Raw genomic sequence first — 26,257 nt, 5'->3', positions numbered from 1 at the left:
TCGCGGGCAAGCCTCGCTCCTACAAGGGCCTGTGGTATGCCCCGCAGGAGCGAGCTTGCTGGCGAAAAAAACTTAGGCCAGCGCCACCTGCAACGGCGCCACCGCCTGCAAGCCGAAACGGTCGGCGAGGAACGGGGTGATGTCCAGCGGCAGCGGCTCGTCGTTGACCAGGCGGTCCAGCAGCACGCCGGTGATCGCCGAGGTCAGGATGCCGGTGCGGAAATGCCCGCAGGCGTTGAGGTAGCCTTCCACCCCGCACATCGGCCCGAGGATCGGCAGTTCGTCCGGCGAGCCCGGGCGCAGGCCGGCCCAGCAGCGCTTGAGGTTGACCTGTTCGAGCTCCGGCACGCAGCGCACCGCGCCCTGCACCAGGCCCTGGATTTCCCGGTAGGTGGTGCTGATGTCGAAGCCCTTGTCCTCGGTGGTGCTGCCGATCAGGATCTCGCCGTTGTCCTTCTGCGCCATGTAGCAATCGCTGGTGGTCAGGCAGCCGTTGAGCAGCTTGGGCATGCGCTCGGTGAGCAGGATCTGGCCCTTGACCGGCTTCACCGGAATGCTCGCGCCCGTGGCCTGCAGGCTCAGTTCGGCGGCCCAGGCGCCGGCGGCGTTGATCAGGGTGTCGCAGTGGAAGAGCCCGGCTTCCGCGGTCTGCACCCCGCTGACCCGGTTGCCCTGGTGCAGCACGCCGGTGACGTTGGTGTTGAAGTACATGTCCACGCCGTTCTGCCGCGCGCCTTCGGTGTATGCATCGGCCAGGCGGAACGGGTTGACCTGGTGGTCGCAGAGGAATTCCAGGGCGCCCTGGGCGTCGTGGCTGACGTTCGGCTCGGCCGCGCGCAACGCCGCCTGGTCGAGCCAGCGCACCTGGTCCGCCAAGTGTGGAATGCAGGCCACGATGTGCTCGGCGTACAGCCGGTCCTCGTCGTCGTAGATCACGAACTTCAGCCCGGTGCGCTCGAACTTGAAGTCCATGCCATGGCGCTCGCGCAGCTCCTGGTGCAGCTGCGGGTAGAGGGCGTTGGATTGCAGGGCGAAGTCGAAGAAAGACTGCGGCAGGATATGCGGCGTGCTGGCATCCACCTGCACCGCCGCACCGTTGGCCTGGCGCTTGTTGCGGGCCGACATCATGCGAAAGAAGATCACCCCGCAGCCCAGCCCCACCGACTCGCCGATGGCCCACAGGCCGCCCGCCGAGGCCCGGGTCGCGTTGCCCGGACGCTTGGCGTCGATCAGCGCCACCCGCAGGTTCTTGCGCTTGGACAGCTGGTAGGCACAGGAGGCGCCAATCACACCGCCGCCAGCGATGACCACGTCGTAGAACTTACTCATGATTCACAGCATCCTTGCTCGGTTGAGGGAAAGCGGAAAACGGAATCGGGTCCAGCGGGAAACGCGGGCGCAGCCAGCCCACATCCTGGCGCCCGGTGGCCTGGCGCAGGCGGTCGCTGCAATAGCCGACACACATCCGCCCCTGGCAGTCGCCCATGCTCACCCGGGTGCGCATCTTCAGGCTGGCCATGTCTTGCACGCCCTGCTCCAGGGCGCGGTCGATGTCGCCGCGGGTCGCGTGCTCGCACCGGCAGATCAGGGTGTCGGCGGCCGGCAGGTCGATCTGCCCGGTGCCGCGCTCGGTGTAGCGGTCCACCGCCGCGCGGAAGCGGCTGATGGACGCCAATTTGTTCTGGTACTTCTGGCGCCGCTCCAGGGCCGCCTCGTTGCTCAGCACATCGCGCTGCATCAGGATCGACAGCGCGGCGATGCGCCCGGTGAGCATCGCCGCCTCGCCGCCGCGGATCCCGCCCATGTCGCCCGCCAGGTGGATGTGCGGCTCACTGCTCTGCTGCCAGACGTTGGCCGTGGCGCGCAGGTAGCCGTCGTGGCTGAAGCCGTGGTTGAGGCCCATCTGCTGGCTGAGCTGGGTGCGCGGGATAAAGCCGTAGCCCACCGCCAGGGTCTGCGCGGCGACCTGCTGCCGGCGCGACAGGTCCGGCTCCCAGCGCGCCGAGTACGGCGCCACGCTGACGCTCTCCAGCCCGTCCGTGCCCTGGGCCTCGACCACGCCCCAGCCGTAATGCATGGGAATGCGGTGCAGCTTGAGGTAGGCGAGCATGCTCAGGCCGTCGAGGAACAGTTGCGGCTTGTTCAGCAGCGCCAGGCTTTCCTTGGCGATCCGGCCAAAGGCGCACGCCTCGTAGACCGCCGCCACGTTGGCGCCGCTGGCATGCAACTGGCAGGCCACCAGCGGCAGCAGCGGCCCGGTGCCGGCGATCACCACCGGCCCGCGCGGCTTGACCACGCCGCTCTTGATCTGCAACTGCAAGCCGCCCAGCAGCATCACCCCGGGCAGGGTCCAGCCGGGAAACGGCACGCTGCGCTCGTGGCAGCCGGCGGCCAGGAGCAATTGCGAGTACGCCACTTCCTGCAGCTGCTCGTCGGCATCCAGCAGGATCAGGCTGTCCTTGCCTTCGGCGCCCACCACCCGGTGGTTCAGGCGCACATCGATCATCTGTTCGCAGTCGGAAAACGCGCCGTGCAGTTTGGCCAGGGCTTCGCAGTAGCGCGGCCCCAGGTAGTCCAGTTGCACACCGTCGCGCAGCGGCCCGCGATAGACCACCCCGCCCAGGCGCGAGGCCTCGTCGACCAGGGTGCTGCGCACGCCATGCTCGGCCAGTTCGATGGCGGCGGCCATGCCGGCCGGGCCTCCGCCGACGATCAACGGATTGAGGCTCATGGCGTTTCCTCCGTCGCGACGATGCGGTTGACTTCGGTCTGCACCTGCATGCCCGGACGCACCTGGGTCTGGCAGGCACGGCGCTTGTGGCGGCCGTCGATCTGCACCAGGCAGCAGTGGCACACGCCCATGCCGCAATAGGCGCCGGCCAGCTGGCCGTGGTCGTTGCGCGCCACCTGGCGCAGCCCCAGGGACTGAATGACGCTGAGCACGGTTTCGCCGATCGCCGCCGTCACCGGCTGGCCATTGAGGCTGATGGTCATATCCGCCCGTTGCAACGGCTGGATATCGAAGGTTCGTTCGGTCTGGCGCATCGAAAGATTCGTCCTTGAACAGAGTGAAGAGGAATGCCAGCGTCCTGCTGCGCATGACCGCGACCTGGATCTCCAGGTGCGGGTTGCACGGCGCCAGCTCCTCGGGGCTGAACACCGCGCCAATCTAGTAGGTTTGTCGAACACGGACATTGATCTGGGCCAAGCAAAGCGCCAGGCCCGCGCCGCGGCAAGACCGGCGACCACCCGCCCCACCGTCAACGTGCCGGCAACGCTAGTAGAGGTGCCCGGGCTTGTCCACTCAGCGCGTCGGGCCGTTGTCGCTACCGGCGCTTGTAGCTCTTGTTGCCGCTCGGGGTCAGGCAATAGACGCCGCCTCGCGGGCCGGTGCAGAAGCTGCCGGTGCCACAGGCGCAGCCTTCGCCGCTACGCAGCAAGGTCTGTGGCCGGGTGGCCTGCCCCGCTTGCCCGGTGACGGCGCTGCAGCTTCGCTTCGAGCCGCTGATGGAACCATCGCGGCACAGGAACAGCTCGCCGTCGCAACCGGCGATCCCGCCTTTCTTGCCGGAACAGGGCTGGTTGGCGGCAACCGCCGGGAGCATCGCCAGGGCCAGCGACAGGGCCAGCAGGCAAGCGCCCGGGGCGTGCCGGGCGAAGGGTCGGTTCAGGGGCATTGCATAGCGTCCATGCCAGTCGAAGTGGCCGGATGATATCAACGATTGAGCGCGCCGGCCGCCTGCTACCCTGGGCGGCGCGGCGCAAGATGAAAGATTTTTTAGAAAGCACGCGCCGATTTCTTGGCAAAATGCTGGCCTGTGTCACGCAAACCCAATCAGGTAAGCCCTTTATGACTCGAATCCTGACCATCGAAGACGATGCCGTAACCGCCCGCGAGATCGTGGCCGAACTGAGCAGCCACGGGCTGGACGTGGACTGGGTCGACAACGGTCGCGAAGGCCTGGTGCGCGCCGTCAGCGGCGACTACGACCTGATCACCCTCGACCGCATGCTGCCGGAGCTGGACGGCCTGGCGATCGTCACCACCTTGCGCACCATCGGCGTGTCGACGCCGATCCTGATGATCAGCGCCCTGTCCGACGTCGACGAGCGCGTGCGCGGCCTGCGCGCCGGTGGCGACGACTACCTGACCAAGCCCTTCGCCTCCGACGAGATGGCGGCCCGGGTCGAGGTGCTGCTGCGGCGCAAAAGCACGGTGCAGGAGTTCGAGACCAGCCTGCGGGTGGCCGACCTGGAGCTGAACCTGATCAGCCGCGAAGCGACCCGCGCCGACCAGTTGCTGAGCCTGTTGCCCACCGAATACAAGCTGCTGGAATTCCTCATGCGCAACACCGGGCAGATCCTCTCGCGGATGATGATTTTCGAGGAGGTCTGGGGTTATCACTTCGACCCGGGCACCAACCTCATCGACGTGCACATCGGCCGCCTGCGCAAGAAGATCGACCCGCCCGGCATGACCCCGCTGATCCGCACCGTGCGAGGCTCGGGTTATGTCATTGCTGAACCCCTCTAAGGGCTGGCGCTCCTCCAGCAGCCGCCTGCTGGCGCTCTACAGCTCGCTGTTCGTGGCCTGGAGCGGGATCCTCATGGGGGTCATGTACTACGAGGTCTCCAGCTACCTGGAGAGCCTCGCCAAGCACTCGCTGATGCAGCGCCAGCACCTGTTCGCGCGCTTCCAGGGCGAGCAGCTGGAAGAAGCCCTGACCACCAGCATGACCTTCGACATGCGCGCGATCGACGCCTACGGGCTGTTCGACGCGCGCCTGCATCACCTCAGCGGGCCGATCCGCGAGATCCCCGACGACCTGCCGCTGGACGGGCAGATCCACGAGCTCAAGAGCTGCATCGACTCCGACGACCCCGACCTGCCGCGCGACAGTTGCGACGCGGTGGCCACCTACACCCACGACGGCCGCTGGCTGATCCTGGTGCGCGACAACGGCTCGCTGTTCGCGGTGACGCGGATCATCCTCCACGCGCTGCTGTGGGGGGTGTCGCTGACCATCATTCCCGGCGCCGCCGGCTGGCACCTGCTGCGGCGCCGGCCGCTGCAACGCATCCGCCGGATCCAGGCCAGCGCCGAGGCGATAGTCGCCGGCGACCTGACCCACCGCCTGCCGCTGTCCAACCGCCGCGACGAGCTGGACATGCTGGCGGCCATCGTCAACGCCATGCTCGACCGCATCGAGCGGCTGATGAACGAGGTCAAGGGCGTGTGCGACAACATCGCCCATGACCTGCGCACCCCGCTGACCCGCCTGCGCGCGCAGCTGTACCGCATGCAGCAGCAGGCCGCCGAAGGCACGCCCGAGGCGGTGCAGCTGGACCAGGTGCTGGGCGAGGCCGACCGGCTGATGGCGCGCTTTCGCGGGCTGCTGCGGATTTCCGAGATCGAGGATCACCAGCGCCGCTCGGGCTTCGTCGAACTCGACCCGCTGCCGCTGCTGCAAGAACTGCATGACTTTTACCTGCCGCTGGCCGAGGAAGGCCAGTTGACCCTGACCCTGGAGGCGCCCGACACGCTGCCGCAACTGACCGGCGACCGCGCCCTGCTGTTCGAGGCCCTGGCCAACCTGCTGAGCAACTCGATCAAGTTCACCCCGCCGGGCGGCGAGGTGACCCTGCGCGGGGTCGAGGACGGCGGCCACACGCGCCTGGAAGTCCTCGACTCCGGCCCCGGGATTCCCGAGGCCGAACGCCAGGCGGTGTTCCAGCGCTTCTACCGGGTCGACGACAGCAACTCCCACGGCGGCTTCGGCCTGGGCCTGTCGATCGTCGCGGCCATCGTCAACCTGCACGGCTTCAAGCTCGACGTCGGCAGCAGCCCCAGCGGCGGCGCGCGCCTTAGCCTCGACTGCCGGCCGAGCCTGATCGCCAAGAGCTGAATGACGACGCCTGCCTAATGACGGCGCCTGTCTGTAGGAGCGAGGCTTGCCCGCGATGGAGGCCAACGATAACGCGCAGAGCCTGAAGCACCGCGTTGCCATGAGGTTTTTTCGCGGGCAAGCCTCGCTCCTACGGAAGAGCGGCGGCGGCGGTCAGGACAAATACAGCTGGTTGATGGAATTGCTCTGCAACTCGTACCGCAGTTCCTCGATCATCGCCTGCACATCGGCCTCGGTCTCCAGCCGGCGCAGGTTGATGCCGGTGACCACCAGGTCGACCCGGCCGCTTTGCGGCTCATAGACCCGCAGCGTGAGGGTGGAATCGGCACCGGTGCTGAACGCACAGGCCAGGGGCGCGAAGCCCTGTTCGATGAGGCGGCGCAACTGCGCCTGGGCAATCACCCGGGCGCCTCAACGACGACGCAGCAACAGGCCGGCGAGCAGGCCGACCCCTGCGAGAAGGGCGACACTGGCCAGGGGTTTCTCGCGGACGAAGCGGGAGACACCGTCCAGGGCATCGCCATAGCTTTGCTGCAACTGCCCGGCGGCTTCGCGGGCGGCACCTTCCAGGCGCATCTGAGAGTCGTCGAGCAGTTCGCCCACCGCGCCCTGGGCCTTGCCGGTCGCCGCACCCACCGCGCCTTTGATCTGTTCGCTACGCATCGTGTATTCCTTCAACTGATGATCTTGAGGGCGATCCGTGGCAGACACGGACCGCAGACCCTCAGCCTAGAAACCGGCAACGCGGGGCAACAGCACCATTTGCACTGATGGCACTGGGGCATTTGTACTGCTAGCGCTGCCCCTTGACGCGCCGCTCGCCGGCGAACAGGCCGCGCTCGCGCGCCCACACAATGGCCTCGGCGCGACTGTGCACCGCCAGCTTGGAATACACCGTGGCCACGTGATTGCGCACCGTGCTCGGCGCCAGTTGCAGGCGCGCGGCGATCTCCTTGTCGGCCAGGCCCTCGCAGATCAGCCCCAGGACATCGCGCTCGCGAGCGGTGAGGTCGGTATAGGAAGCGCTGGGCAGTTCGGCCTGGTTGGCGCTGCGCACATTGGCCAGTTTTTCGATCAGGGTCTGGCTGAACCAGGAAGCGTCGCGCATCACCTCCTCGATCGCCGCCACCAGCTCCAGCTCCGAGCGCTTGCGCTCGGTGATGTCCATCAGCACCAGCAGGTAGCTGGGCTTGTCCTGGATGTTCACGGTGTCGGCCGAGACCACGCAATCGATCAGTTCGCCGCCCTTCTTCTTCACCCGCAGGTCGGCGCCCCGGACATCGCTGCTCTTCTCCAGCACGGCGAACAACCGTGCACAGGCGTGAGGCCCGGCAATGAACCCGACCTCCTCCACCGTCTTGCCCAGCAGCTCCTCGGCGGTATAGCCAGTGCTCTCGAGAAAGGCCTCGTTGATGTCGACGATCTGTTGGTTGTCGGCGCTGCACACCAGGGTCGGCACCGGGGTCAGGCGAAAGGCCTTGGCAAAGCGCTCTTCGCTCTGGCGCAGGGCCGTCTCCGCCTTGCGTCGCGGCTCCAGGTCCATGAAGGTGAACAGCATGCAGTCTTCTTCATGGATATCCAGCGGCTGGCCGGCGACTATCACCAGCTTGCTGCCGCCTTCGGGCAGGCGCAGCTGGGCCTCCATCTGCGGAATGGTCGCGCCCTGGCCCAGGCGCTCGATGGCCAGGTCCTTGCGCTCGGCGCCGTGCAACACATCCACCTCGTACACCGAACGGCCGATCACCTGATCGCGGGCATAGCCGGTCATCTCCAGAAAGCCCTGGTTAACCTTGATGTAGCGCAGGTCGCTGAGGCGGCAGATCACCGCCGGCGCCGGGTTGGAATTGAAGGTCTTCTCGAAACGCTGCTCGGCGCTGGCCCACTCGGTGGCATCGCTGAGGATCAGCACCAGGGACTCCACCACGCCGGCGCTGTCGGTGAGGATCATGCTGCGTACCCGGTGCACCCAGGTGCGCTCCTGCTCGCCCTCGCCGCTGCGCACTTCCACCACCACATCGCTGAACGTCTCCCCGGCGGCCACCCGGTTGATCGGGTAGCTCTCCAGCGCCAGCGGGTGGTTGTTGCGATAGCGCAGGGCGAAACGTTCGGCGTACTCGCGATCGTTGGCCCCCAGTTCGCCGACCTCGTCGACCCCGTGCATGGCCAGCGCCGCCTCGTTGGCCCAGACGATGCGCCGGTCCGCTTCCAGCAGGATGACCCCGTCGGACAGGCCGGAAATGATCTGCTGCAACTGGCGACGATTGGTTTCGGTGGCAAGGACATCCTGGCTCATGGCAGCTCCTGAAAGGCCCGGCGCGACAGGCCCGGGCGACAGATGAAAGAGGACTGAAAGCTACGACCACGGCGTGTCGCCATCGTGCCCTATCGCACAAATCCCCTGTAGCCGCTGCCGAGCACCAGCGAGGCTGCGATAGACCCGCAGGGTCTCCAGCGTCCTCAAGTCCGCCGCGAGCGTTCCGCTCGATCGCAGCCTCGCCTGCGGCTCGGCAGCGGCTACACCAGCACCGGCACACCCGAATATCGAGAGCGACCACCATCCTGTAGCCGCTGCCAAGCGCCAGCGAGGCTGCGATAGACCCGCAGGGTCTCCAGCGCCCGCAAGATCCCCGCGAGCGTGCCGCTCGATCGCAGCCTCGCCTGCGGCTACACCAGCACCGGCATACCCGAATATCGAGAGCGACCACCATCCTGTAGCCGCTGTCGAGCGCCAGCGAGGCTGCGATAGACCCGCAGGGTCTCCAGCGTCCTCAAGTCCGCCGCGAGCGTTCCGCTCGATCGCAGCCTCGCCTGCGGCTCGGCAGCGGCGACACCAGCACCGGCACACCCGAATATCGAGAGCGACCACCATCCTGTAGCCGCTGCCAAGCGCCAGCGAGGCTGCGATAGACCCGCAGGGTCTCCAGCGCCCTCAAGTCCGCAGCGAGCGTGCCGCTCGATCGCAGCCTCGCCTGCGGCTCGGCAGCGGCTACACCAGCATTGGCATACCCGAATATCGAGGGGAATCACCATCCTGTAGCCGCTGTCGAGCGCCAGCGAGGCTGCGATAGACCCGCAGGGTCTCCAGCGCCCACAAGCCCGCTGCGAGCGTGCCGCTCGATCGCAGCCTCGCCTGTGGCTCGGCAGCGGCTACACAAGCGTCCGGTACATTTCAATATCGAGAGGGAGTTCCCGGCCGTCCCTGGCACGCCGGGAAATCGAGGGGGGAATGACACCAAAGGGGCAGCTGCGGACTCAACGCCCCGCGATGCCCAACGCCTTCAAGCGCCGGTACAAGGTGCGTTCGCTCAGGCCCAGGGCCTTGGCCAGTTCGCTGCGCGAGCCGTCGAACACTTCCAGGGCGTGGGCCAGTTGTTCCAGGTCCTTGCCGCTGCGGCGACGGGTCGGCGGCGCGGCGCTGGCGTGGTCGGCGCGCAGTTCCTCGGGCAGGTCCTCGACCCGGATCACCCCGTCGTCGCTGAACAAGCGTGCTCGTTCGAGGATATTGCGCAACTCGCGGATATTGCCCGGGTAGGCGTATAGGCCCAGGCGCTCCAGGGCCTCGGGGGCCACCCTGGGCACGGCGCCGGGCGCCAGGCGTTGCAGCAGGCTGTCGATCAGCAACGGCAGGTCGTCGCTACGCTCGCGCAAGGCCGGCAGGCGGATCGGGAAGGCGCTGATGCGGTAGTACAGGTCCTGGCGGAAAGTGCCGGCGGCGACCATTTCCTTGAGCGGCTTGTGGGTCGCCGAAACCAGGCGGAAGTCCGAATGCACGGTGCGCAGGCTGCCCACCGGGCGGAAGCTGCCCGACTCGATCAGCCGCAACAGCTTGACCTGCATCGCCAGCGGCACCTCGCCGATCTCGTCGAGAAACAGCGTGCCGCCATGGGCCGCTTCGGCCAGGCCGATCTTGCGCTGCAAGGCCCCGGTGAACGCGCCCTTCTCATAGCCGAACAGCTCGCTCTCCAGCAGCGACTCGGTCAGGCCGGTGCAATCGACCACCACCAGCGGCCCACTGGCGCGCGGGCTGCCGTCGTGCAGGGCGCGGGCGAACAGCTCCTTGCCGGTCCCGGATTCGCCCTGCAACAGCACCGGGATCTGCGACGGCGCCGCTCGCTGCAAGGCGCTCAGCGCCTGGTTGAACGCCGGCGAGCGCCCCACCAGGCCCTTCTGCTGCGGCTGCACCGAGGCCACCGCCACCGAACTCAAACGCTCGACATAGGCCACCACCTGCCCCGTATCGCCGAGGATCGGCCGCAGCTCGACATCCACATGCTCCGGCCCGCGCGGGGTGTGATGGATATGCAGCAGGCGCTCGGGCAACCGCGTCTCGAAGGCCTTGCGCATCGGGCAGTGTTCGCCGGCCTGGTCGCACGGCACCGCGAACTGATGGGATACCCGGTAGCACTTGGCGCCGACATGGGGCTTGCCCTCGACGCCGAACTGGCGCTGGTAGGCGGTGTTGGCGGCGAGGATGTTGTAGTCGGTGTCTAACAGGATCGTCGGTTGCGCGTCATGTTCCAGATAGGACATCAGGGCTAACATTTCAGCACTGGCGAGGGCATTGGGGGACTGGGGCATGGCAACTCCTGGGCATTGCGCGGCAGCTTAAACCAAGGCTGCGACTTCTGCCATTTTCTGCCACCCACTGCCAATCGACTGCCAGCCATTATTGGCAGTGACAGCTCGAACGCGCGTCACAAGCCTTTGAATTCAATGAATTGGCGTTCAGAACCGCGTGCCGGGATTGGCACGGTTATTGACAGTCCAAGAAGCGATCGCCAGCCACGGCCGGCGTCACCCTATTGTTCGGAGAGCCCCATGATCATCGGCGCATCGCTGTGCGTAGAAGCCTTTTTTGACAGCCAGACGTGGACCATCAGCTACCTGGTGATGGACCAGGGCACCCGGCGCTGCGCGCTGATCGACAGCGTGCTGGACTACGACCCCAAGTCCGGCCGCACCCGCACCGAGTCCGCCGACAAGCTGATCGCCCGAGTCCGCGAGCTCGATGCCCAGGTCGACTGGATCCTCGAAACCCACGTGCACGCCGATCACCTGTCCGCCGCGGCCTACCTCAAGGCGCAGCTCGGCGCCCGGGTGGCGATCGGCAACCGGATCACCCAGGTGCAACACGCCTTCGGCCAGCTATTCAACGAAGGCCAGGGCTTTGCCCGCGACGGCAGCCAGTTCGACGTGCTGCTGGAGGACGACAGCCGCTTCGCCATCGGCAACCTCCAGGCCCGCGCCCTGCACACCCCCGGCCATACCCCGGCGTGCATGACCTATCTGGTGCAAGAGGGTGAAGAGACGGTGGCCTTCGTCGGCGACACCCTGTTCATGCCCGACTACGGCACCGCCCGCTGCGACTTCCCCGGGGCCGACGCGCGTACCCTGTACCGCTCCATCCACAAGATCCTCGCCCTGCCCCCGCAGACCCGCCTGTTCATGTGCCACGACTACCTGCCCAACGGCCGCGAGCTGCAATACATGACCACGGTCGCCGAACAGCGCGCCAACAACATCCATATCCACCAGGGCATCGACGAAGACAGCTTCGTGGCGATGCGCGAAGCCCGCGACGCGACCCTGGACATGCCGGTGCTGATCCTGCCTTCGGTGCAGGTCAACATGCGCAGCGGCCAGTTCCCCGAACCCGACGACAACGGCGTGAGCTACCTGAAGATCCCGCTCAACGCCCTTTAAAAAAGATAACGCCACTCCACCAGGAGACGATGCCATGCGCCCTATTGCCCCCAATCCACTTGCCGTCAACGGCAGCCACCAGGTCCTGATCGTCGGCGGCGGTGCCGCCGGGATCGCCACCGCGTCCAGCCTGATCAGCCGCGAGCCGCACCTGGACGTCGCCATCATCGACCCGGCCGACACCCACTACTACCAGCCCGGCTGGACCCTGGTCGGCGCCGGGGTGTTCCGCGCCGAAGACACCGCCCGCTCCATGGCCTCGCTGATCCCCACGGGGGTGAAATGGATCCGGGCCGCGGTGAGCAGCTTCGAGCCGGAGCACAACGCCCTGCTGCTCAACGACGGCCGCCTGCTGGGTTATGACCAGTTGATCGTGTGCCCGGGCCTCAAGCTCGACTGGAACGCCATCGACGGCCTGAGCGAAACCCTGGGCAAGAACGGCGTGACCTCCAACTACCGCTACGACCTGGCGCCCTACACCTGGCAACTGGCGCAGAACCTCAAGCAAGGCCAGGCGCTGTTCAGCCAGCCGCCGATGCCGATCAAATGCGCCGGCGCGCCGCAGAAGGCCATGTACCTGTCCTGCGACCACTGGCTGCGTAATGGCCGCCTGGGGCAGATCGAGACGCGCTTCCTGAATGCCGGTGGCGTGCTGTTCGGCGTGCCGGACTACGTGCCGGCGCTGATGGAATACGTGAAGAAGTACGGCATCGCCCTGGACTTCGGCCACAACCTGGTGGCGGTGGACGGCCCCAACCAGCGCGCGACCTTCGTGCGCAACGGCGCCGAGGGCCAGCAGGAGCGCGTCAAATTGCCGTTCGACATGCTGCACGTGGTGCCGCCACAGACCGCGCCGGATTTCATTCGCAATAGCCCGCTGGCCGACGCCGCCGGCTGGATCGACGTCGACCCGCACAGCCTGCAGCACAAGCGCTACAGCAATATCCACGGCCTCGGTGACGGCACCAATACCAGCAACGCGAAAACCGCCGCGGCGGCGCGCAAGCAGGCGCCGGTGGTGGCCACCAACGTACTGGTGAACCTCAAGCGCCTGCCGACCCGGGCGCAGTACGACGGCTACGGCTCCTGCCCGCTGACGGTGGAGCGCGGCAAGATCGTCCTCGCCGAATTCACCTACGGCGGCAAGGTCGCGCCGAGCTTTCCGGCCTGGGTGCTCGACGGGCGCCAGCCGACCCGCCGCGCCTGGTGGCTGAAGGAACGCATCCTGCCACCGCTGTACTGGCGCGGCATGCTCAAGGGCCATGAGTGGCTGGCGCGCCCGACCCTGGTGACGGATGACCTGCCGCAATCATGAGTGAGTACAACTTGTTAGGCGCCGGCCTCGGCGCGTTGATCGGGGCGATCCTGGCATTGACTGGCGCCGGCGGCGGCATTCTCGCGGTGCCGCTGCTGGTGTTCGGCCTCGGCCTGAGCATGGTCGAGGCGGCGCCCATCGGCCTGCTCGCGGTGGGCCTGGCGGCCAGCGTCGGCGCGGTGCTGGGCTTGCGCGAAGGCATCGTGCGCTACCGCGCCGCCGGCTTCGTCGCCGCCATCGGCGTCCTCATGGCGCCGGTCGGCCTGTGGCTGGCCCACCGCCTGCCGAACCTGCCCCTGGCCCTGCTGTTTTCCGCGGTGCTGCTGTACGCCTGCGGACGCATCCTGCTCAAGGCCACCCACGAACTGCGCCACGGCCGACCGGCCCCGCGCGCGGCCTTCCAGCCCTGCGTGCTCAACCCGCTGCAAGGCCGCCTGCGCTGGACCCTGCCCTGCGCCCGCGCCCTGACCGTCACCGGCCTGCTCTCGGGGCTGCTGTCCGGCCTGCTCGGCGTCGGCGGCGGCTTCGTGATCATCCCGGCCCTGACCCGCTACACCAACCTCGACAGCAAAAGCATCGTCGCCACCTCCCTGGCGGTGATCGCCCTGGTGTCCGCCGGCAGCGTGGTCACCGCCAGCCTCAGCGGCGTGATGCACTGGGCCGTGGGCGCCCCCTTCGCCATCGGCGCGGTGCTGGGGCTGATCGCCGGGCGCCAGGTCGCCCGCTACCTGGCAGGGCCAAGGCTGCAACAGCTGTTTGCCCTGGTAGGCATGCTGGCAGCCGTGATGCTCAGCCTCGGAGCGCTAGGCGCCTGGCACTGAGCTTCTCGCTCCTACCGCTTCCGTAGGAGCGAAGCTTGCTCGCGATAACGCCCGCCCAGACAACAAAAACACCCCGGCAATCCATCGCTCCTACAACCAAATCAGCACCTGCTCCGCCTCTTGCAGATTCCTCCTAAATCCATCGCCCACCCCTCCCGGTACGGTCTTCGACACCCTCCTCGACCGCACCAGGACCAGCCATGGCCAGCAACGGACCCGGGCCGATGCCCAGACTTCTACGGCCCGCCAATCCCAATGAGCGCCCCACCGAACGAGCCGCCGAAACCGAGCAACCCAGCTATGGCGAACAGCTCTGGGCGCAATACGAGAAATACGCCAAAGAGCCTACGCCACCGCCCGAAAAGATTCGGGTGGCGTTGCGTATCGGGGTGTTTTTCGATGGCACGGGTAATAACGCCAGCAATTCGGCCATGGGGCAGTTGTGTGGGGCTCAGCACCCTATCGAGCCCAAGGATCTTGAGGGCAGTTGCAAGCCGTATATGAAGGATCCGGAGAGCAGTTATGGGAATGATGTGAGCAATGTTAAGCGGTTGAGTGATTTGTACTTTTCCAACCGGAAAGTCGAAGGTGGAGAAATTCAAAAGCTAGCCTATCGCTCAATCTACATCGATGGGATCGGCACACAGCCAGGTGAGAAAGATAGCCTGATCACCTCGGGCACAGGGCGTGGCGACACAGGAATCTCTGGATGCGTGCGGAAAGCATTTCGTGCGATCGAGGAACGTATCCGTGAAGTCCACGAAGATAATCCCGAAAGTGAAATCACTTCGCTGACCTTCGATGCTTTCGGCTTTAGCCGAGGCGCGGCGGCGGCCCGGCATTTCGCCAATGAAGTCGTGCGTTGGGTCGGCCCGCTTGAACTGACTCTGTACGACCAGTCCAAAGCCTTCAGCCCTAACTTCAATCGACAGTACGGCCACGATGTCGACATGGGTTTTATCGGCCTGTTCGACACGGTACCGTCGGTTGCCGGCGTGAGTAATCTGGGTAACGTGCGCAGCGCCATTACCCCAGGAATCAAACTGCACCTCGACCGTCGATACTTTCGCTCAGTAGTCCAGTTGGTCGCCCGCGACGAGTACCGCGCCAACTTTGCCCTGAGCCGGGTCAAACCCGACCACATGGAAATCACCCTACCCGGCGCACACTCGGATATCGGCGGCGGCTATCTGGATGAGGTACAGGAGTGTGTCCTGGTCAGTCCGATGCAAGCGCTGGAAGTGCCAATCAATACTGACGTGACCCAGACCTCGATTTACCGGGAAGCGGCCCAGACAAGAAAACGCTGGTTGGCCGAAGGCTGGCCCGAACAATGGCTGGAGATCGTCACACCGGAGCCGATGGTTCTGCCGCAAGATCCGCAGGACCGTCTCGGCTTACGACAAAAACGAGTGTATGTGGGCGTGCAGCTCAAGCGCCCGATGAGCAACAGACTATCGAGGGTGTATCTCCGTGTGATGTATGAGTTGGCCAAGGAGAACGGCGTACGCCTCAACACCATCGACGAACAAGACCCGGACTACGCGATCCCGCAAGAGCTGCAAGCCCTCTGTGACAGATTTGTAGCCGGTGACTACAGTACGACTCCAGCCGAGGAAACCATGCTCAAGCTGCGTTATATCCATCTATCGGCTCACTGGAACCACCCGCTTGGCAAACAGGATGGCGGCAGCCTTAAAGTCGTTTATATCAACGCCCCCACGGCAGATGCCGTGCGTGTGCAACACCCTCACGTACCTGACTGGACGCTTTGGTAATGAGAGTATTCATCGCCCTGCTGGGCGCACTTCTGTTGACTGGCTGTCAGGCCAGCGACCCCCTATCCGGAAAAAACGATCCCAAAGATCCTTGGTGGGAGCTTGGCTTCATCGAGCCGTTCTATATGAAAGTCTGGGTTGAAGACAGCGCCGTTGAAGATATCAACGGCAAGCTATTCCGTCGTACTGGCGGCGGCTCCGCTGCGGGTGGGGATATGGGTTACAACAAAGAGTGGGCCAGAGGATGGGGTGGTGGGGGTGGAGGTAGCGCTAAGTCAGTGGTCGGCGCGGACCTGCCCAAGCGCATTTTCGTACGCTGGCAATCGGTGGTTGAACCACAAACCTATCGGGTATGGATCGACATCCCGGAAGAGGCCCGGAAAATCATGACTATCTCGACTAACCGACGCTGCCCGGAAACTCCGCACCAGACTGCTCGCTATATGGCATCGGTCTATTTAGGGCTGGCCCCCGGCGGCATCGTACAAGTTTGGGTCAGAGATGAATGCCGCAACACGGTCAAAGTCGCCCGTGCGCAAGCTGAGATTGAACCGCTGGGGCCGCACCAGGGTAAATCCAACGGACATTATTACCCCCTACCCGAGAACTCCAAGCGGTATATAGAGAAATACGGCATCCCCTACGGCAGTTGGTAACCGCCCCCTCCCAAAGGACTCTTCACATGGACTGCGAAATCCGCCGCGCCAACGAACAGGACGCCGAAGCCATCAGCCGCCTGATCATCGCCACCCTGCACACCAGCAATGCCCAGGACTACCCCGCCGCCGTGATCGCCCAGGTGCAACACAGCTTCAACCCGCAAGCCGTACGTCACTTATTGAACCAACGCCAGGTATTCGTGGCCCAGGCTGCCGGCGATATCGTCGGCACCGCCAGCCTCGACGGCGCGGTCGTGCGCTCGGTTTTCGTCGCCCCGGCAAGGCAAGGCCAAGGCATCGGCCGCCAACTGCTGGCCGAACTCGAACGCCAGGCCCTGGACGCCGGCTTCACCCAGCTGACCGTCCCCGCCTCGATCACCGCTGAAGGCTTCTACGCCCGCCTGGGCTTCCACACCCTGCGCGAGCAGTTCCATGGCGAGGAACGCACCCTGATCATGCAACGCCCGCTAACGCCCATCCTGTAGAGCGTACTGCTCGATCACAGCCCTTGTAGCCGCTGCCGAGCCCGCGAGGCTGCGATCGGTTGCACAGCAACCGCAAAACCTGCCAACCCGCCCCGGCAGACACACCTACAAATCAACCCGGCTCAAGGCAACGGCTCAAACCGCCCACCGCCCTCATTCCACTGAAACCCCGGCACCTTGCAGCCTCTCAAGCTGAGCCGCAAGCTCTCCCCCTCCGACTGCACCTGCAACATATCGACCCCTTGATACAGACAACCCCGCTCCGCCAGCGCCAGGGTCTGCAACGGTTTGCCGCTGGCCTTGTCCACCACCTCGATCGCGGTTATCCGCCGGTCATTGCCCTGCATCGGCACCTGGAAATACCAGCGTTGGGTGGATGCGCTCTGCAACAGCGTCGTGCTCGGCTGCGGCCACGAGCGGTCCGAATCCACCAGGGCCACCAGCTTCAAGGCAATGGGCAAGGTCTTGCCCGTGCGATAGCTGGTCCAACTGCCGCGCACCTGCTCGCTCTGGCGGCTGACCATCAAGTCGTTGAACTGCAAGCGCGCCACCGGCAGCCCCTGCTCGTCCAGCTCGTCCAGGGCCAGCACCTTGTTGCTGAAACTGAAGGTCGGCTTGAGGCGGATCGGCGTGCGGTAGCGCTGGTAGGCATAGGTCGCCTGGTACAGCGCATTCTGGCTGCCTATCGTCAGCACAATGGCCTGCTTGCCCAAGGTGCCCTGATACACCCCACTGGAGGCCTGCGCCGGCAACAGCCACACCACCAGCAACAACGCCGCCAGCCCGCGAAAAAAGTTACCCAGACGCATCAGAAACGCTCCTCGCCAGACTGAATGAATTCCAGCCGGTCAGGGCTGATCACACGGTAATAATCCCAACTCCGGGTGCCCGCACTGTAGTTGATAAAGTCCTGCTTGCTGAATTCCATCTGCCCGCCCGGAGCAAAGCGCAGCGTGCCTTCTGCGGCGAACTGCTCCAACTGCGGATGACGCAGATACGCCTGGGTCGCCGGGTGATACAGGTAATACTCGGTCGGCGCGCACAGCACACTGCCGTACGGGCCGTTCAAGCTGTAGCCCTGCACCTGGAAATCGATGGTCGAGTCAGCATCGAAATGCTCGAAGGTCAGCGTCCGGGTCCCGGTCGGCGACAGGCACCACTGCCCCCCGACCTCCTGCACTACCTCGCCGGTGGCCCGGCTCAGCACCCGGATATTGTCCACCCGCCCCGTGTCCTCCCCGGCATTGCGCACGGCATGCACACTGAAATAGAACTGCTTGTCCGCCGCCGGCTGCAACAGATCGCCCTCGAAGGCCTCCCGCTGATTCCCGCCAAACCGCATCACCCGCTGCAACTGCAACGGCTGCTGCACGCCCGTGCGCAAATCGACAAACGCCCCCTGCAACACATGCGCCCCCTCGGCAAACGGCTGCAACGACACCGCTGCCGCCGGCAACGTCGGGTTATCCATGATATTGATCACCAGCCCCCGGTCCGGCCAAAACGGCGTCAGCTCCAGAGGAATCGGCAAGCGCTGGGCCTCGCTAAACCAATAGCCAGACATCCCGCCGCCGTATTGCGAGTCATAGGTCAGCGCCAGCTCCACCGGCGTATCACCAAGCGTGCCGCGATAGGTAGTGATGGGGTCGGCGTGGGCCGTGGGCACACTCAGCGCCATGCCCACAAACAGCACCGAAGCCATCCGAGACAGAAAATGCCCCAGGCGAAGCAAACCACCCCACTTCCCTGCCCCCACTCGCCTCCCGCCACCAACGGACTGGGTCATGCCTGCGCTCCTTGCAATCAATAAAAGGCGCGCAGGATAGCAAAGTCGGCGGGAGGATCAGAGGGTATCGCTACGGTCCCGTAGCCGCTGCCGAGCGCCAGCGAGGCTGCGATGGGCCGCGCAGCGGCCCCAAACCGGCACACCCCGATTGTTCAGACATACCTATTGCGGCGACTCATTAACCGCTCGTTGATAGCGCTCTTTGCCGCAGCAGCAACCTGGCCGAACACTGAAATTGTCCAACCGGCCGTTGGGCAATCTGCTGAAGGGGTTGAGAGGCAAACACAGACGACCCTTACAGCCAAACTAGATAGATCCTACTGCGCCGTCATTACCCCAACACCTATAGTTCCTCTGTCTGCTGACCCCGGTCAGCGACAGGGTTTCGCAGCCCAACAGAAAGAATCAAACAACACAGTCAATGACAACTCAGGCAAACTCCGCCTGCGCTTCGTTTATGGCAGCTGTGCGTGGGAGACCTCTGGGTCTGCCGGGTTTGTTTCTTTCCTCGGTCTGCGAACCCGCGTACAGCTGCCACCCAGTTGATTCGCAGCAACAGGTGGCGATTTTTCATTCTTTGGAAGAAACGACACCATGAATACTCAAAATCCATCCGAACGCTTTATCCCTCTAACCCCAATTGCTAGCGATGGACCGGTGCTGTTTATCGACAGCCATGCGCCGTTGGTGGATTTGCATGCGTGTGCTAGTGAGCGGTTGGTTACTGCACTCGATTATCTGAGTTTGATGGCCTGTACTATGTTGAGAGACTCCAGCGACAAGGACATCGGTACGGTGACTAATACCGCCCGGTTGTTGCTGCAGGATGTGCGGGATGTGTTGGCAGTAATTGAAATACGGGACTTTCAGGTATGAATTAGAGGGATATAAAGCCGGCCTAGCCCGGCTTTATATCCCTCCCAACAAGAGTTACTCACGGACAAGATACTGCTTAAGACTTGTCATAGAAAAGCAAATCGCAAAACTATGAACCTACCTTGAGCTTAGCGAACCCTGTCAAGCACTCAACCTTTACGACACCTTAAAAATCATCACAAATAACTTATCGACCAACTCTATTGATAGCGTTGAACTCTACCCAACACGTCATTCAAAATAGATTTTCGTGCACCTTTAGATACAAATGCACTCAGATCTTAAAAGCTACAAGCTCTCTTTCTTATCTTTAGGGGGCTCGGAGCTAGTCGAGTTTTCCTGAGGTTCCAAATAGGTGACCTGGTCTAGTCCTGCCAGCAGCTTGGAATTTATATCCAAACTTCCTTCTTTAATGGTGTAATACCAAATAGAGTCTTTATCCTTCCTGAATGCACAGGCCTTGGTAGTACTTTTCTTATCTTTTAAAACCACCCAATGACAGCTCTCCATGAATACCTCTGAAAGCTTCACCCCGACTTCCTGAGATTTTTGGTATGACGAAAAACACAAATACATTATATAAAGAAGCAAAAGAATGCCGACTGGTGTATAGCTTAATGCGCCTTTTATTTGATCAACCCGACTCAACACACTAGCAACCACAGTAGCTACCAACCCAGGACTTATAAACCTCACCACACCCCAAATAAAAACCATAACAAGCAAAACAGCTAGAGCAAACAATGAAATCCACTTTAAATGCTCATAGAAAACCTCAAACGTGATGAGTCCTCCGTCATATAATATTTTGTCAATCGATGGCTGACTAAACTCTGGGTTAATGCCGAACCCACGCATAAATGCGCTATTCTGGCTTGTACCTGTAGCATAAATACATCCAGTTATTAACAGAGCGCTACTAATTGGTTCAAGGATTTTCATGAGATCTCCCTATCTCTAATACGTTGATGCCGAACTCGAAGTTTTCAAGCTTTTGAGTATCCACCTTTGTAACATTTAGATTTAAGCTTTTCTTTACCTCAATGATTGTGTGCTCTTGACTTTCGCTATTCTCTATCTTTTCAGCTTGAGAGCCAGCGGACTTTGCGATTGATTTTAGCTTCTGGGATATCGCTGGCGTTTTATATCTGTCAAGAAATATGTCACTACTATCATTCTTTATAGCAAGTGTTGGTGTAGCCTCATTGTTCGTTAAATTGGCTATCTCCGTGGAATTTACTTGCCCCGTAAGTAAAAGACAGGCTAAAACACAAGCAAAAAGCTGATTTGCAAGAGTGTCTCCAACAAGCGGTATTCTGCACCACATATCACCAGGAGACATAAACTCAGCTTGACATGTAACTATGTCACTTTTCCCTAGAAGTATTGCACTCTCAATTAAACCTGACAACTGATTAATATCAAAAGCACCTTCACCAAGAAGCGCCTCACTAAGACCTTTTATTAGCGCAACGTTCTGGAATAATTTACCTATAGCAAGGGCATTTACACGATGATTGGTTTTGATTTTGTTTGAAAAAAACAGTGATTCACCATCTGTGAAAAATGGGTAAATTAAATGAAAGATTTTTTCTTTGTGATTATTTAAGCACGTAACTGTCTGCTGACCGCTTGTAGCCTTTCTAACCGCACCAGGTAGTTCAGACCGAGAGATTGACGGCCCCCAAACCACACGTTTTCGGAGTTTATACGTTAGGGTAGACCGCTCAAATCCGGGGGTACCATCTTTCTTGGTAATCGGCACACGAATGGGGGCATGATCAATATACGGAATAGTTTCACTGCAGATACCGAAGCTGTAGCCGTCATCCTTTTCGTTTCGAGTGACAATTAGATCACCGCACCTTATTTCGTTTGCAAACCGTTTGATTTGATTTAGAACATTGAATCCGGACCTATTGAGTTTTCGGCTCTCCTTCCCGTCTGTATTATCCCGAAATTCACTATATTTTTCGTTACTTAACAATCGAGCCTTAAGAAATTCCTCAGTAGGTAGTTCACTGGGAATGTTTTCGTCATAAGCCCTTTCCAAGTGTTCAATTGCAATTACACCTCCTGCACGAAAGTGTTTGGCATACCTCCCTTTTTCTGCACGTATGAACCATACATTTTGATCTTTGGTTAGGAGGGCAATCTTCAAATTTTGCAGCATCTTAAATCCTTTTATTACAGGCTTATGTTCTAAATCTTGATAGCGGGTGACAGAAGTGGCGTCGGGTCTATCCCATAGTCGTATGGGGTGGATGATGACAGGGCGGCACGATGATGGCCATACAAGATACGGTGGGGCTTCATACAAATCCCCTCAACGTACACCAGCAAAAAACCTTCCCCAAAAAACGAAATCTCCTACAATCCCCCTTCCCATTTCTGACACAGCTCCCTGTCGCACCAGCTGTAGTCAACCAAGAGGCGAGATTGTGAGCACCGCTGTTGACTCCCCCCCATTACTCGACATCACCCGCTTAGCAACCGCGCTACAGCGCTTTGCCGACGACCGCGACTGGCAGCAGTTCCACTCCCCCAAGAACCTGCTCCTGGCCCTCACCGGTGAAACCGGAGAGCTCTGCGAAATCTTCCAATGGATGAGCGAAGCCGATGCCTTGGATGCAGCCAAACGCCCAGAAACCGCTCAAGCAGTGAAGGACGAATTGGCTGACGTACTGATGTACCTGGTGCGCCTAAGCACTGTTTTGGGCATCGACCTCAACGAAGCGGTGACCAGCAAACTCGCGTTGAACGGTCAGAAGTACCCCGTCGACAAAGCCAAAAGCACTAGCAAGAAGTACGACCAACTCTGACCCTCTGGGCTCTAAGGACTATTCGTGATCGTTTACGCCGCGACCAAACAGCACTTCCTCGACGTTTGCGATAACGACGATATCGAAGAGGTCATCCTCAAGCACTTCAAAGAGGCCACGGGCAAGAAAGTAGCCGCTTCGGAGATCAGATCTTGGCAAGGTTCGCTGACTTATATGGCCAAGGTCCTACGCGATAAGGATCTGCCGGATGACGCTGGCGTGGCCATTGAGCTGCACATTCCGCAGTCCATGAAACGCATCGACTTCTTGTTGACAGGCCACGATCAACATCAGACAAAAAATGCAGTGCTAGTCGAACTGAAGCAGTGGAGCAAAGCCAGCGCCACCAGCAAGGATGCAATCGTAAAAACGGTGCTAGGTGGCAGTCATGTTGAAACCATTCACCCGTCCTATCAGGTGTGGTCGTACGCCACTTTGCTGGAGGGTTTCAATGAGGCTGTCTATGACAAAGGCATCCAAGTCCGCCCCTGCGCCTATCTGCATAACTATGTCAGCGATGGCGTTATCGACTCGGCTCACTACGACGCCTATACCAGCAAGGCACCGTTATTCCTTAAGGGCCCAGACGAACTGACGAAGCTGAGAAGCTTCCTCAAGCAGCACATCTATTACGGCGACAACAAAGAGGTGCTCTACGAGCTTTCCACCGGCAAGACTCGCCCATCCAAGGCGTTGGCTGAAGCGCTGAGTGGTCTGATGGAGGGCAAGCCTGAGTTCGTTCTGATCGATGATCAGAAGACCGTCTTTGAGTCGGTACTCGCTGCGGTCACAGAAGCCTCTGCCGATGCTCCAAAGGTCGTGATCATTGAGGGCGGTCCAGGGACCGGAAAAACGGTCGTGGCCATCAACTTGTTGGTAAGGCTCACCGCCTTACAGTTGATGAGCAGATATGTCTCGAAAAACGCCGCGCCACGCGCTGTGTACGAAAAGAAACTGGTCGGCACCGTCAAACCCACCAAGTTCTCCAGCCTATTTTCCGGTTCCGGTGCCTATACGGAAATCAAGCCTGATTTTTATGACGCGCTGATCGTTGATGAGGCCCATAGGCTCAATGAAAAAAGTGGTTTTTATGGCAACGAGGGTGATAACCAGATCAAGGAACTGATCGGGTCCGCCAAATGCTCGGTGTTCTTTATCGACGAAGATCAGCGCGTGACCTTAAAGGACATTGGTAGCAAACAAGCTATCCGTGCTTTTGCCGAAGCCAGAGGGGCGACTGTGGAGGAATACACCCTGTCTTCCCAGTTCCGTTGCAGTGGTTCCGATGGTTACTTAGCGTGGCTGGATGATGTACTGGGTATTCGAGAGACCGCCAACCCATTGCTCGATGCCAGCGAGTATGAGTTCAAGGTATTTGATTCTCCGCAGGCGATGCACGCAGCTATCGAGGAGAAGAACCATGGCAACAAAGCGCGTGTTGTCGCTGGCTATTGCTGGCCATGGCGTAGCAAGAAAGACTCCAAGGCCATGGATATTGAGATCGGTGATAACTACGCACGTCAATGGAACCTGGACCAGGACGGCAGCTTGTGGATCATCGCGGACAACTCCGTAGAACAAGTCGGCTGTATCCACACCTGCCAAGGGCTGGAGGTGGATTATATCGGCGTGATCATCGGGCCGGACCTGATCGTGCGTGATGGCAAGGTAGTGACTTCGCCTCATGAGCGGGACAAATACGACAAGTCGATCCGCGGTTGGAAAAAGTTGATGAAGGAACAGCCTGTTCTTGCGCAACAGGAGACGGATCTGATCATCAAAAACACCTATCGAACCTTGATGACCCGTGGGATGAAAGGTTGCTATCTGTACTGTACCGATCCAGAGACCGCGCAGTATTTTGCGAGCCGGCTAGCTGAGCAAAGTAACGACTGATAGATCCCCCACCCCGAGCACACCACTATGAAAGTGACTGTGCTCGGGAAGCCCTTTCGAGCCTCCCTCCCGCCAGCGAACCTCATTCGCACACGGCATGATTCCCAAACGCTATCAGACGAGAATATCCTTATTGAATATTGCGTTTCTTCCTACAAAGAAACGGGAAATCTACGGATAGACTCATGCCCTCCTCACCCGCCAGTAACCAGTCCAATCCCGCTTGGAGTCGCGACGAACTTGTCCTAGCCCTGGACCTTTACCTGCGCCATCGCGATGGGTTGCCCGGTAAGAACCACCCGGAAGTCCAAGCTTTGTCGCAGAGCCTCAATCTGATTGGCAACGCCACTGGCATGAGCAAGAACCAGAGCTTTCGCAATGCCAATGGTGTTTACATGAAGCTCAACAACTTCCGGCGCTGGGATCCGAGCTACACCGACTCCGGTCGGACGGGGCTTGCGAAAGGCAACAAGGACGAAGAGCTGGTATGGCTGGAATTCGCTAATAACCCCAAGCGACTTGCCGAAGTAGTGGCCGCCATCAATGCCAACGTCGAGTCCAGCACCACGACACCTATCAATTTGAATGAAGAGGAAGAGCCGGGCTTCTTAGAGGCAGAGGAAGGCAAGGTACTCACCCGGGTACACCGGGTACGGGAAAGGGACAAAAAGCTCGTCAAACATAAAAAGGACGAAGCCCTCAAGCAACACGGTGAACTCAAGTGCGAAGCCTGCGGCTTCAACTTCAGCAAAACCTATGGCTTGGATATCGAGGGCATTATCGATGTTCACCACACCAAACCACTGCACACGCTCCAACCTGGCGATAAAACCAAGCTCACTGACCTGGCGTTGCTATGTGCCAATTGTCATCGCGTGGTGCATTCGCGGCGCAAGTGGCTGAGTGTGGCGGAGGTAAAGGCGCGCTATCAAACCAATCGGGAGTAAGCAGTGTTTTTTACATCGTCCGTTTGTTGATGGTTTATAGGGCTCAGCCACCGCATCACCATCAAAACTCACAAGCCACTGCTCACCCAACCTCACAGGTTGGATCATCTAATTGGCCACTCACGTCGCCTCATGTGCAGCGGGTTACTTAGTCGTTTACTTGGTCGCCTACTTGGTCGCTTTGGCTGAGGCCAGTCGACGCTCGACAGCCCGCGATGGGCTCGAGAACGCTGCGTTTATCCAGTCAATGCACGGTTATCGTTAACGACCATCGCGAGCAAGCTTCGCTCCTACAGTGGATCGCCGTCGCCTAACTGATCGGCATTAATCACCTATTTGCCAATCCGCAGCACTCGGAACGGTGTGATACAACATCACACCAACACCCCACTCCCCAACCCCACCAACTTATCCGGATTGCGCATGATAAAGACGCGATTCACCCGCCCCCCTTCGTCATACCCAAAACTCACCACCGCCACCACCTCCTCTCCCCCACGCAACACCACCCCACGCCCACCATTGATCTCCACCTCCTGCCACTGATACTCCCGCCAGTACCGGCTCAACGACTCGCCCACAAACGCCAACACCGCCTCCAGCCCATACAAGGTCTCGCGAATGGCACTCGCCTTACCGCCACCATCGGCACACAGCTCAACATCCTCGGACAACAACGCCGCCAGCCCCTGAGTAGAGCCACTGGCGATGGCAGCATGAAAGGCACTCAGCAGTTCTTGCTGGCGGGACGGCTCCGGTTGGTAACGCACCTGAGCGTTACCCAGACTGGCTTTAGCGCGGGACACCAGTTTGCGGCAGGTAGCTTCCTGAACATCCAGGGCCGCGGCTACTTGTGAGTAGTCCAGGTCAAAGATGTCATACAGCAGATAAGCAGCGCGCTCCTTGGGCGTCAGGCGCTCGAGCAAAAGCAGAAAGGCGGTGGACAGCGACGAGGCCAGTTCATGGCTCTGTTCGGGGGATTCGTGGTGCAGGGTGTGGATCGGTTCCGGCAGCCAGGTGCCGATGTAGTCGACCCGGGCGCGGCGGGCGGAGCGCAGCAGGTCGATGCAGTGACGGGTGCAGGCGGTGGTCAGCCAGGCGGCGGGGTTGGCGATGGAGGCCTGGTCGGCCTCCAGCCATTTGATGAACAGGTCTTGCACCACGTCTTCGGCCTCAGCGCGGGAACCGAGGAGGCGGTAGGCCAGGCCCAGCAGGAAGCTGCGACGGCTTTCGAACACCGTCGTGTCATCGATTCGATCCATC

At 61.1% G+C, this 26,257-nt stretch carries 25 protein-coding genes; 12 read left to right on the top strand and 13 right to left on the bottom strand.

What is annotated here, in order from left to right; translation table 11 throughout:
• Positions 1–72: 72 nt before the first annotated feature.
• From hcnC to TO66_RS12565, 4 genes are all read right to left on the bottom strand, one after another.
• The gene (gene hcnC, locus TO66_RS12580) at positions 73–1,329 is read right to left on the bottom strand and encodes a cyanide-forming glycine dehydrogenase subunit HcnC (protein ID WP_044462621.1); all 1,257 of its coding nucleotides are present in this window, start codon (positions 1,327–1,329) and stop codon (positions 73–75) included.
• Positions 1,322–2,731 (bottom strand): cyanide-forming glycine dehydrogenase subunit HcnB, encoded by a 1,410-nt coding sequence (hcnB, locus tag TO66_RS12575; protein WP_044462620.1) that lies wholly within the window; start codon positions 2,729–2,731, stop codon positions 1,322–1,324. The genes hcnC and hcnB overlap by 8 nt, the downstream gene beginning before the upstream one ends.
• A complete protein-coding gene (gene hcnA, locus TO66_RS12570; RefSeq protein WP_044462619.1) occupies positions 2,728–3,045 on the bottom strand; it encodes a cyanide-forming glycine dehydrogenase subunit HcnA in 318 nt (105 codons plus the stop codon). Before hcnA ends, hcnB begins: the two co-directional genes overlap by 4 nt.
• Before the next feature lie 281 nt (positions 3,046–3,326).
• Positions 3,327–3,605, bottom strand: coding sequence for a hypothetical protein (locus tag TO66_RS12565; RefSeq protein ID WP_082061167.1), 279 nt, complete (start codon positions 3,603–3,605; stop codon positions 3,327–3,329).
• A 245-nt stretch (positions 3,606–3,850) separates the two neighbouring features.
• Between TO66_RS12565 and TO66_RS12560 the strand changes: the two genes are divergently transcribed.
• Positions 3,851–4,534: a response regulator transcription factor gene (locus TO66_RS12560; protein ID WP_007930717.1), complete on the top strand. Its 684-nt coding sequence runs from the start codon at positions 3,851–3,853 to the stop codon at positions 4,532–4,534.
• Positions 4,512–5,906 (top strand): HAMP domain-containing sensor histidine kinase, encoded by a 1,395-nt coding sequence (locus TO66_RS12555; protein ID WP_044462617.1) that lies wholly within the window; start codon positions 4,512–4,514, stop codon positions 5,904–5,906. Before TO66_RS12560 ends, TO66_RS12555 begins: the two co-directional genes overlap by 23 nt.
• 153 nt (positions 5,907–6,059) lie before the next feature.
• Here the strand turns inward: TO66_RS12555 and TO66_RS12550 are convergent, their stop codons facing one another.
• The 4 genes from TO66_RS12550 to TO66_RS12535 form a co-directional block, all read right to left on the bottom strand.
• Positions 6,060–6,308: a DUF1652 domain-containing protein gene (locus tag TO66_RS12550; RefSeq protein ID WP_044462616.1), complete on the bottom strand. Its 249-nt coding sequence runs from the start codon at positions 6,306–6,308 to the stop codon at positions 6,060–6,062.
• 9 nt (positions 6,309–6,317) lie between these two features.
• Complete coding sequence (locus TO66_RS12545; protein ID WP_044462615.1) at positions 6,318–6,569, bottom strand: CsbD family protein; 252 nt, start codon at positions 6,567–6,569, stop codon at positions 6,318–6,320.
• A 130-nt stretch (positions 6,570–6,699) separates the two neighbouring features.
• The gene (locus tag TO66_RS12540; RefSeq protein ID WP_044462614.1) at positions 6,700–8,199 is read right to left on the bottom strand and encodes a helix-turn-helix transcriptional regulator; all 1,500 of its coding nucleotides are present in this window, start codon (positions 8,197–8,199) and stop codon (positions 6,700–6,702) included.
• Positions 8,200–9,158: 959 nt separating this feature from the next.
• Positions 9,159–10,484 (bottom strand): sigma-54-dependent Fis family transcriptional regulator, encoded by a 1,326-nt coding sequence (locus TO66_RS12535; RefSeq protein WP_044462613.1) that lies wholly within the window; start codon positions 10,482–10,484, stop codon positions 9,159–9,161.
• 240 nt (positions 10,485–10,724) lie between these two features.
• Here TO66_RS12535 and TO66_RS12530 point away from each other — a divergent pair, with 240 nt between their 5' ends.
• The 6 genes from TO66_RS12530 (at position 10,725) to TO66_RS12505 (ending at position 16,667) form a co-directional block, all read left to right on the top strand.
• Positions 10,725–11,609 carry an MBL fold metallo-hydrolase gene (locus tag TO66_RS12530; protein WP_044462612.1) on the top strand — a complete coding sequence of 295 codons (885 nt, stop codon included), beginning with the start codon at positions 10,725–10,727 and terminating at the stop codon, positions 11,607–11,609.
• 34 nt (positions 11,610–11,643) lie between these two features.
• The gene (locus TO66_RS12525) at positions 11,644–12,924 is read left to right on the top strand and encodes an FAD/NAD(P)-binding oxidoreductase (protein ID WP_044462611.1); all 1,281 of its coding nucleotides are present in this window, start codon (positions 11,644–11,646) and stop codon (positions 12,922–12,924) included.
• Positions 12,921–13,745: a sulfite exporter TauE/SafE family protein gene (locus TO66_RS12520; RefSeq protein ID WP_044462610.1), complete on the top strand. Its 825-nt coding sequence runs from the start codon at positions 12,921–12,923 to the stop codon at positions 13,743–13,745. The genes TO66_RS12525 and TO66_RS12520 overlap by 4 nt, the downstream gene beginning before the upstream one ends.
• Positions 13,746–13,945: 200 nt before the next feature.
• Positions 13,946–15,523 carry a DUF2235 domain-containing protein gene (locus TO66_RS12515; RefSeq protein ID WP_044462609.1) on the top strand — a complete coding sequence of 526 codons (1,578 nt, stop codon included), beginning with the start codon at positions 13,946–13,948 and terminating at the stop codon, positions 15,521–15,523.
• A complete protein-coding gene (locus tag TO66_RS12510; RefSeq protein ID WP_044462608.1) occupies positions 15,523–16,179 on the top strand; it encodes a DUF2931 family protein in 657 nt (218 codons plus the stop codon). Before TO66_RS12515 ends, TO66_RS12510 begins: the two co-directional genes overlap by 1 nt.
• A 26-nt stretch (positions 16,180–16,205) precedes the next feature.
• Positions 16,206–16,667, top strand: coding sequence for a GNAT family N-acetyltransferase (locus TO66_RS12505; RefSeq protein ID WP_044462607.1), 462 nt, complete (start codon positions 16,206–16,208; stop codon positions 16,665–16,667).
• A 122-nt stretch (positions 16,668–16,789) separates the two neighbouring features.
• Here TO66_RS12505 and TO66_RS12500 read toward each other — a convergent pair whose 3' ends face one another.
• Together TO66_RS12500 and TO66_RS12495 are read right to left on the bottom strand one after the other, a co-directional pair.
• A complete protein-coding gene (locus TO66_RS12500; RefSeq protein WP_044462606.1) occupies positions 16,790–17,476 on the bottom strand; it encodes a hypothetical protein in 687 nt (228 codons plus the stop codon).
• Positions 17,476–18,453, bottom strand: coding sequence for a hypothetical protein (locus TO66_RS12495; protein ID WP_044462605.1), 978 nt, complete (start codon positions 18,451–18,453; stop codon positions 17,476–17,478). The genes TO66_RS12500 and TO66_RS12495 overlap by 1 nt, the downstream gene beginning before the upstream one ends.
• A gap of 594 nt (positions 18,454–19,047) precedes the next feature.
• Between TO66_RS12495 and TO66_RS12490 the strand changes: the two genes are divergently transcribed.
• On the top strand, positions 19,048–19,329 hold the full coding sequence (locus tag TO66_RS12490) for a hypothetical protein (protein ID WP_044462604.1): 282 nt from the start codon (positions 19,048–19,050) through the stop codon (positions 19,327–19,329).
• Between the two features lie 288 nt (positions 19,330–19,617).
• Here the strand turns inward: TO66_RS12490 and TO66_RS33335 are convergent, their stop codons facing one another.
• On the bottom strand, positions 19,618–20,271 hold the full coding sequence (locus tag TO66_RS33335; protein WP_044462603.1) for a hypothetical protein: 654 nt from the start codon (positions 20,269–20,271) through the stop codon (positions 19,618–19,620).
• Positions 20,258–21,502 (bottom strand): hypothetical protein, encoded by a 1,245-nt coding sequence (locus tag TO66_RS33330; protein WP_156162064.1) that lies wholly within the window; start codon positions 21,500–21,502, stop codon positions 20,258–20,260. The genes TO66_RS33335 and TO66_RS33330 overlap by 14 nt, the downstream gene beginning before the upstream one ends.
• A gap of 268 nt (positions 21,503–21,770) precedes the next feature.
• Between TO66_RS33330 and TO66_RS12480 the strand changes: the two genes are divergently transcribed.
• From TO66_RS12480 to TO66_RS33325, 3 genes are all read left to right on the top strand, one after another.
• Positions 21,771–22,151 carry a nucleotide pyrophosphohydrolase gene (locus tag TO66_RS12480; protein ID WP_044462602.1) on the top strand — a complete coding sequence of 127 codons (381 nt, stop codon included), beginning with the start codon at positions 21,771–21,773 and terminating at the stop codon, positions 22,149–22,151.
• Positions 22,152–22,175: 24 nt separating this feature from the next.
• Positions 22,176–24,047, top strand: coding sequence for a DUF2075 domain-containing protein (locus TO66_RS12475; RefSeq protein ID WP_044462601.1), 1,872 nt, complete (start codon positions 22,176–22,178; stop codon positions 24,045–24,047).
• Between the two features lie 185 nt (positions 24,048–24,232).
• Positions 24,233–24,994, top strand: coding sequence for an HNH endonuclease (locus tag TO66_RS33325; RefSeq protein ID WP_156162063.1), 762 nt, complete (start codon positions 24,233–24,235; stop codon positions 24,992–24,994).
• Positions 24,995–25,368: 374 nt separating this feature from the next.
• On the opposite strand, the gene sigJ is transcribed toward TO66_RS33325, so the two are convergent.
• On the bottom strand, positions 25,369–26,256 hold the full coding sequence (gene sigJ / locus TO66_RS12465) for an RNA polymerase sigma factor SigJ (protein WP_044462600.1): 888 nt from the start codon (positions 26,254–26,256) through the stop codon (positions 25,369–25,371).
• Position 26,257: the final 1 nt, after the last annotated feature.

The organism is Pseudomonas sp. MRSN 12121 (assembly GCF_000931465.1).
GTDB lineage: Bacteria > Pseudomonadota > Gammaproteobacteria > Pseudomonadales > Pseudomonadaceae > Aquipseudomonas.
The sequence above is the reverse complement of the archived record's forward strand: the minus strand, read 5'-3'. Positions and strand labels throughout refer to the sequence as shown.

Excerpts from the sequence above, each read along its gene's own strand:
- hcnC (WP_044462621.1), bottom strand. The coding sequence starts at position 1,329 with ATGAGTAAGTTCTACGACGTGGTCATCGCTGGCGGCGGTGTGATTGGC.
- hcnB (WP_044462620.1), bottom strand. The coding sequence starts at position 2,731 with ATGAGCCTCAATCCGTTGATCGTCGGCGGAGGCCCGGCCGGCATGGCC.
- hcnA (WP_044462619.1), bottom strand. The coding sequence starts at position 3,045 with ATGCGCCAGACCGAACGAACCTTCGATATCCAGCCGTTGCAACGGGCG.
- TO66_RS12565 (WP_082061167.1), bottom strand. The coding sequence starts at position 3,605 with ATGCTCCCGGCGGTTGCCGCCAACCAGCCCTGTTCCGGCAAGAAAGGC.
- TO66_RS12560 (WP_007930717.1), top strand. The coding sequence starts at position 3,851 with ATGACTCGAATCCTGACCATCGAAGACGATGCCGTAACCGCCCGCGAG.
- TO66_RS12555 (WP_044462617.1), top strand. The coding sequence starts at position 4,512 with ATGTCATTGCTGAACCCCTCTAAGGGCTGGCGCTCCTCCAGCAGCCGC.
- TO66_RS12545 (WP_044462615.1), bottom strand. The coding sequence starts at position 6,569 with ATGCGTAGCGAACAGATCAAAGGCGCGGTGGGTGCGGCGACCGGCAAG.
- TO66_RS12540 (WP_044462614.1), bottom strand. The coding sequence starts at position 8,199 with ATGAGCCAGGATGTCCTTGCCACCGAAACCAATCGTCGCCAGTTGCAG.
- TO66_RS12535 (WP_044462613.1), bottom strand. The coding sequence starts at position 10,484 with ATGCCCCAGTCCCCCAATGCCCTCGCCAGTGCTGAAATGTTAGCCCTG.
- TO66_RS12530 (WP_044462612.1), top strand. The coding sequence starts at position 10,725 with ATGATCATCGGCGCATCGCTGTGCGTAGAAGCCTTTTTTGACAGCCAG.
- TO66_RS12525 (WP_044462611.1), top strand. The coding sequence starts at position 11,644 with ATGCGCCCTATTGCCCCCAATCCACTTGCCGTCAACGGCAGCCACCAG.
- TO66_RS12520 (WP_044462610.1), top strand. The coding sequence starts at position 12,921 with ATGAGTGAGTACAACTTGTTAGGCGCCGGCCTCGGCGCGTTGATCGGG.
- TO66_RS12515 (WP_044462609.1), top strand. The coding sequence starts at position 13,946 with ATGGCCAGCAACGGACCCGGGCCGATGCCCAGACTTCTACGGCCCGCC.
- TO66_RS12510 (WP_044462608.1), top strand. The coding sequence starts at position 15,523 with ATGAGAGTATTCATCGCCCTGCTGGGCGCACTTCTGTTGACTGGCTGT.
- TO66_RS12505 (WP_044462607.1), top strand. The coding sequence starts at position 16,206 with ATGGACTGCGAAATCCGCCGCGCCAACGAACAGGACGCCGAAGCCATC.
- TO66_RS12500 (WP_044462606.1), bottom strand. The coding sequence starts at position 17,476 with ATGCGTCTGGGTAACTTTTTTCGCGGGCTGGCGGCGTTGTTGCTGGTG.
- TO66_RS12495 (WP_044462605.1), bottom strand. The coding sequence starts at position 18,453 with ATGACCCAGTCCGTTGGTGGCGGGAGGCGAGTGGGGGCAGGGAAGTGG.
- TO66_RS12490 (WP_044462604.1), top strand. The coding sequence starts at position 19,048 with ATGAATACTCAAAATCCATCCGAACGCTTTATCCCTCTAACCCCAATT.
- TO66_RS33335 (WP_044462603.1), bottom strand. The coding sequence starts at position 20,271 with ATGAAAATCCTTGAACCAATTAGTAGCGCTCTGTTAATAACTGGATGT.
- TO66_RS33330 (WP_156162064.1), bottom strand. The coding sequence starts at position 21,502 with ATGCTGCAAAATTTGAAGATTGCCCTCCTAACCAAAGATCAAAATGTA.
- TO66_RS33325 (WP_156162063.1), top strand. The coding sequence starts at position 24,233 with ATGCCCTCCTCACCCGCCAGTAACCAGTCCAATCCCGCTTGGAGTCGC.
- sigJ (WP_044462600.1), bottom strand. The coding sequence starts at position 26,256 with ATGGATCGAATCGATGACACGACGGTGTTCGAAAGCCGTCGCAGCTTC.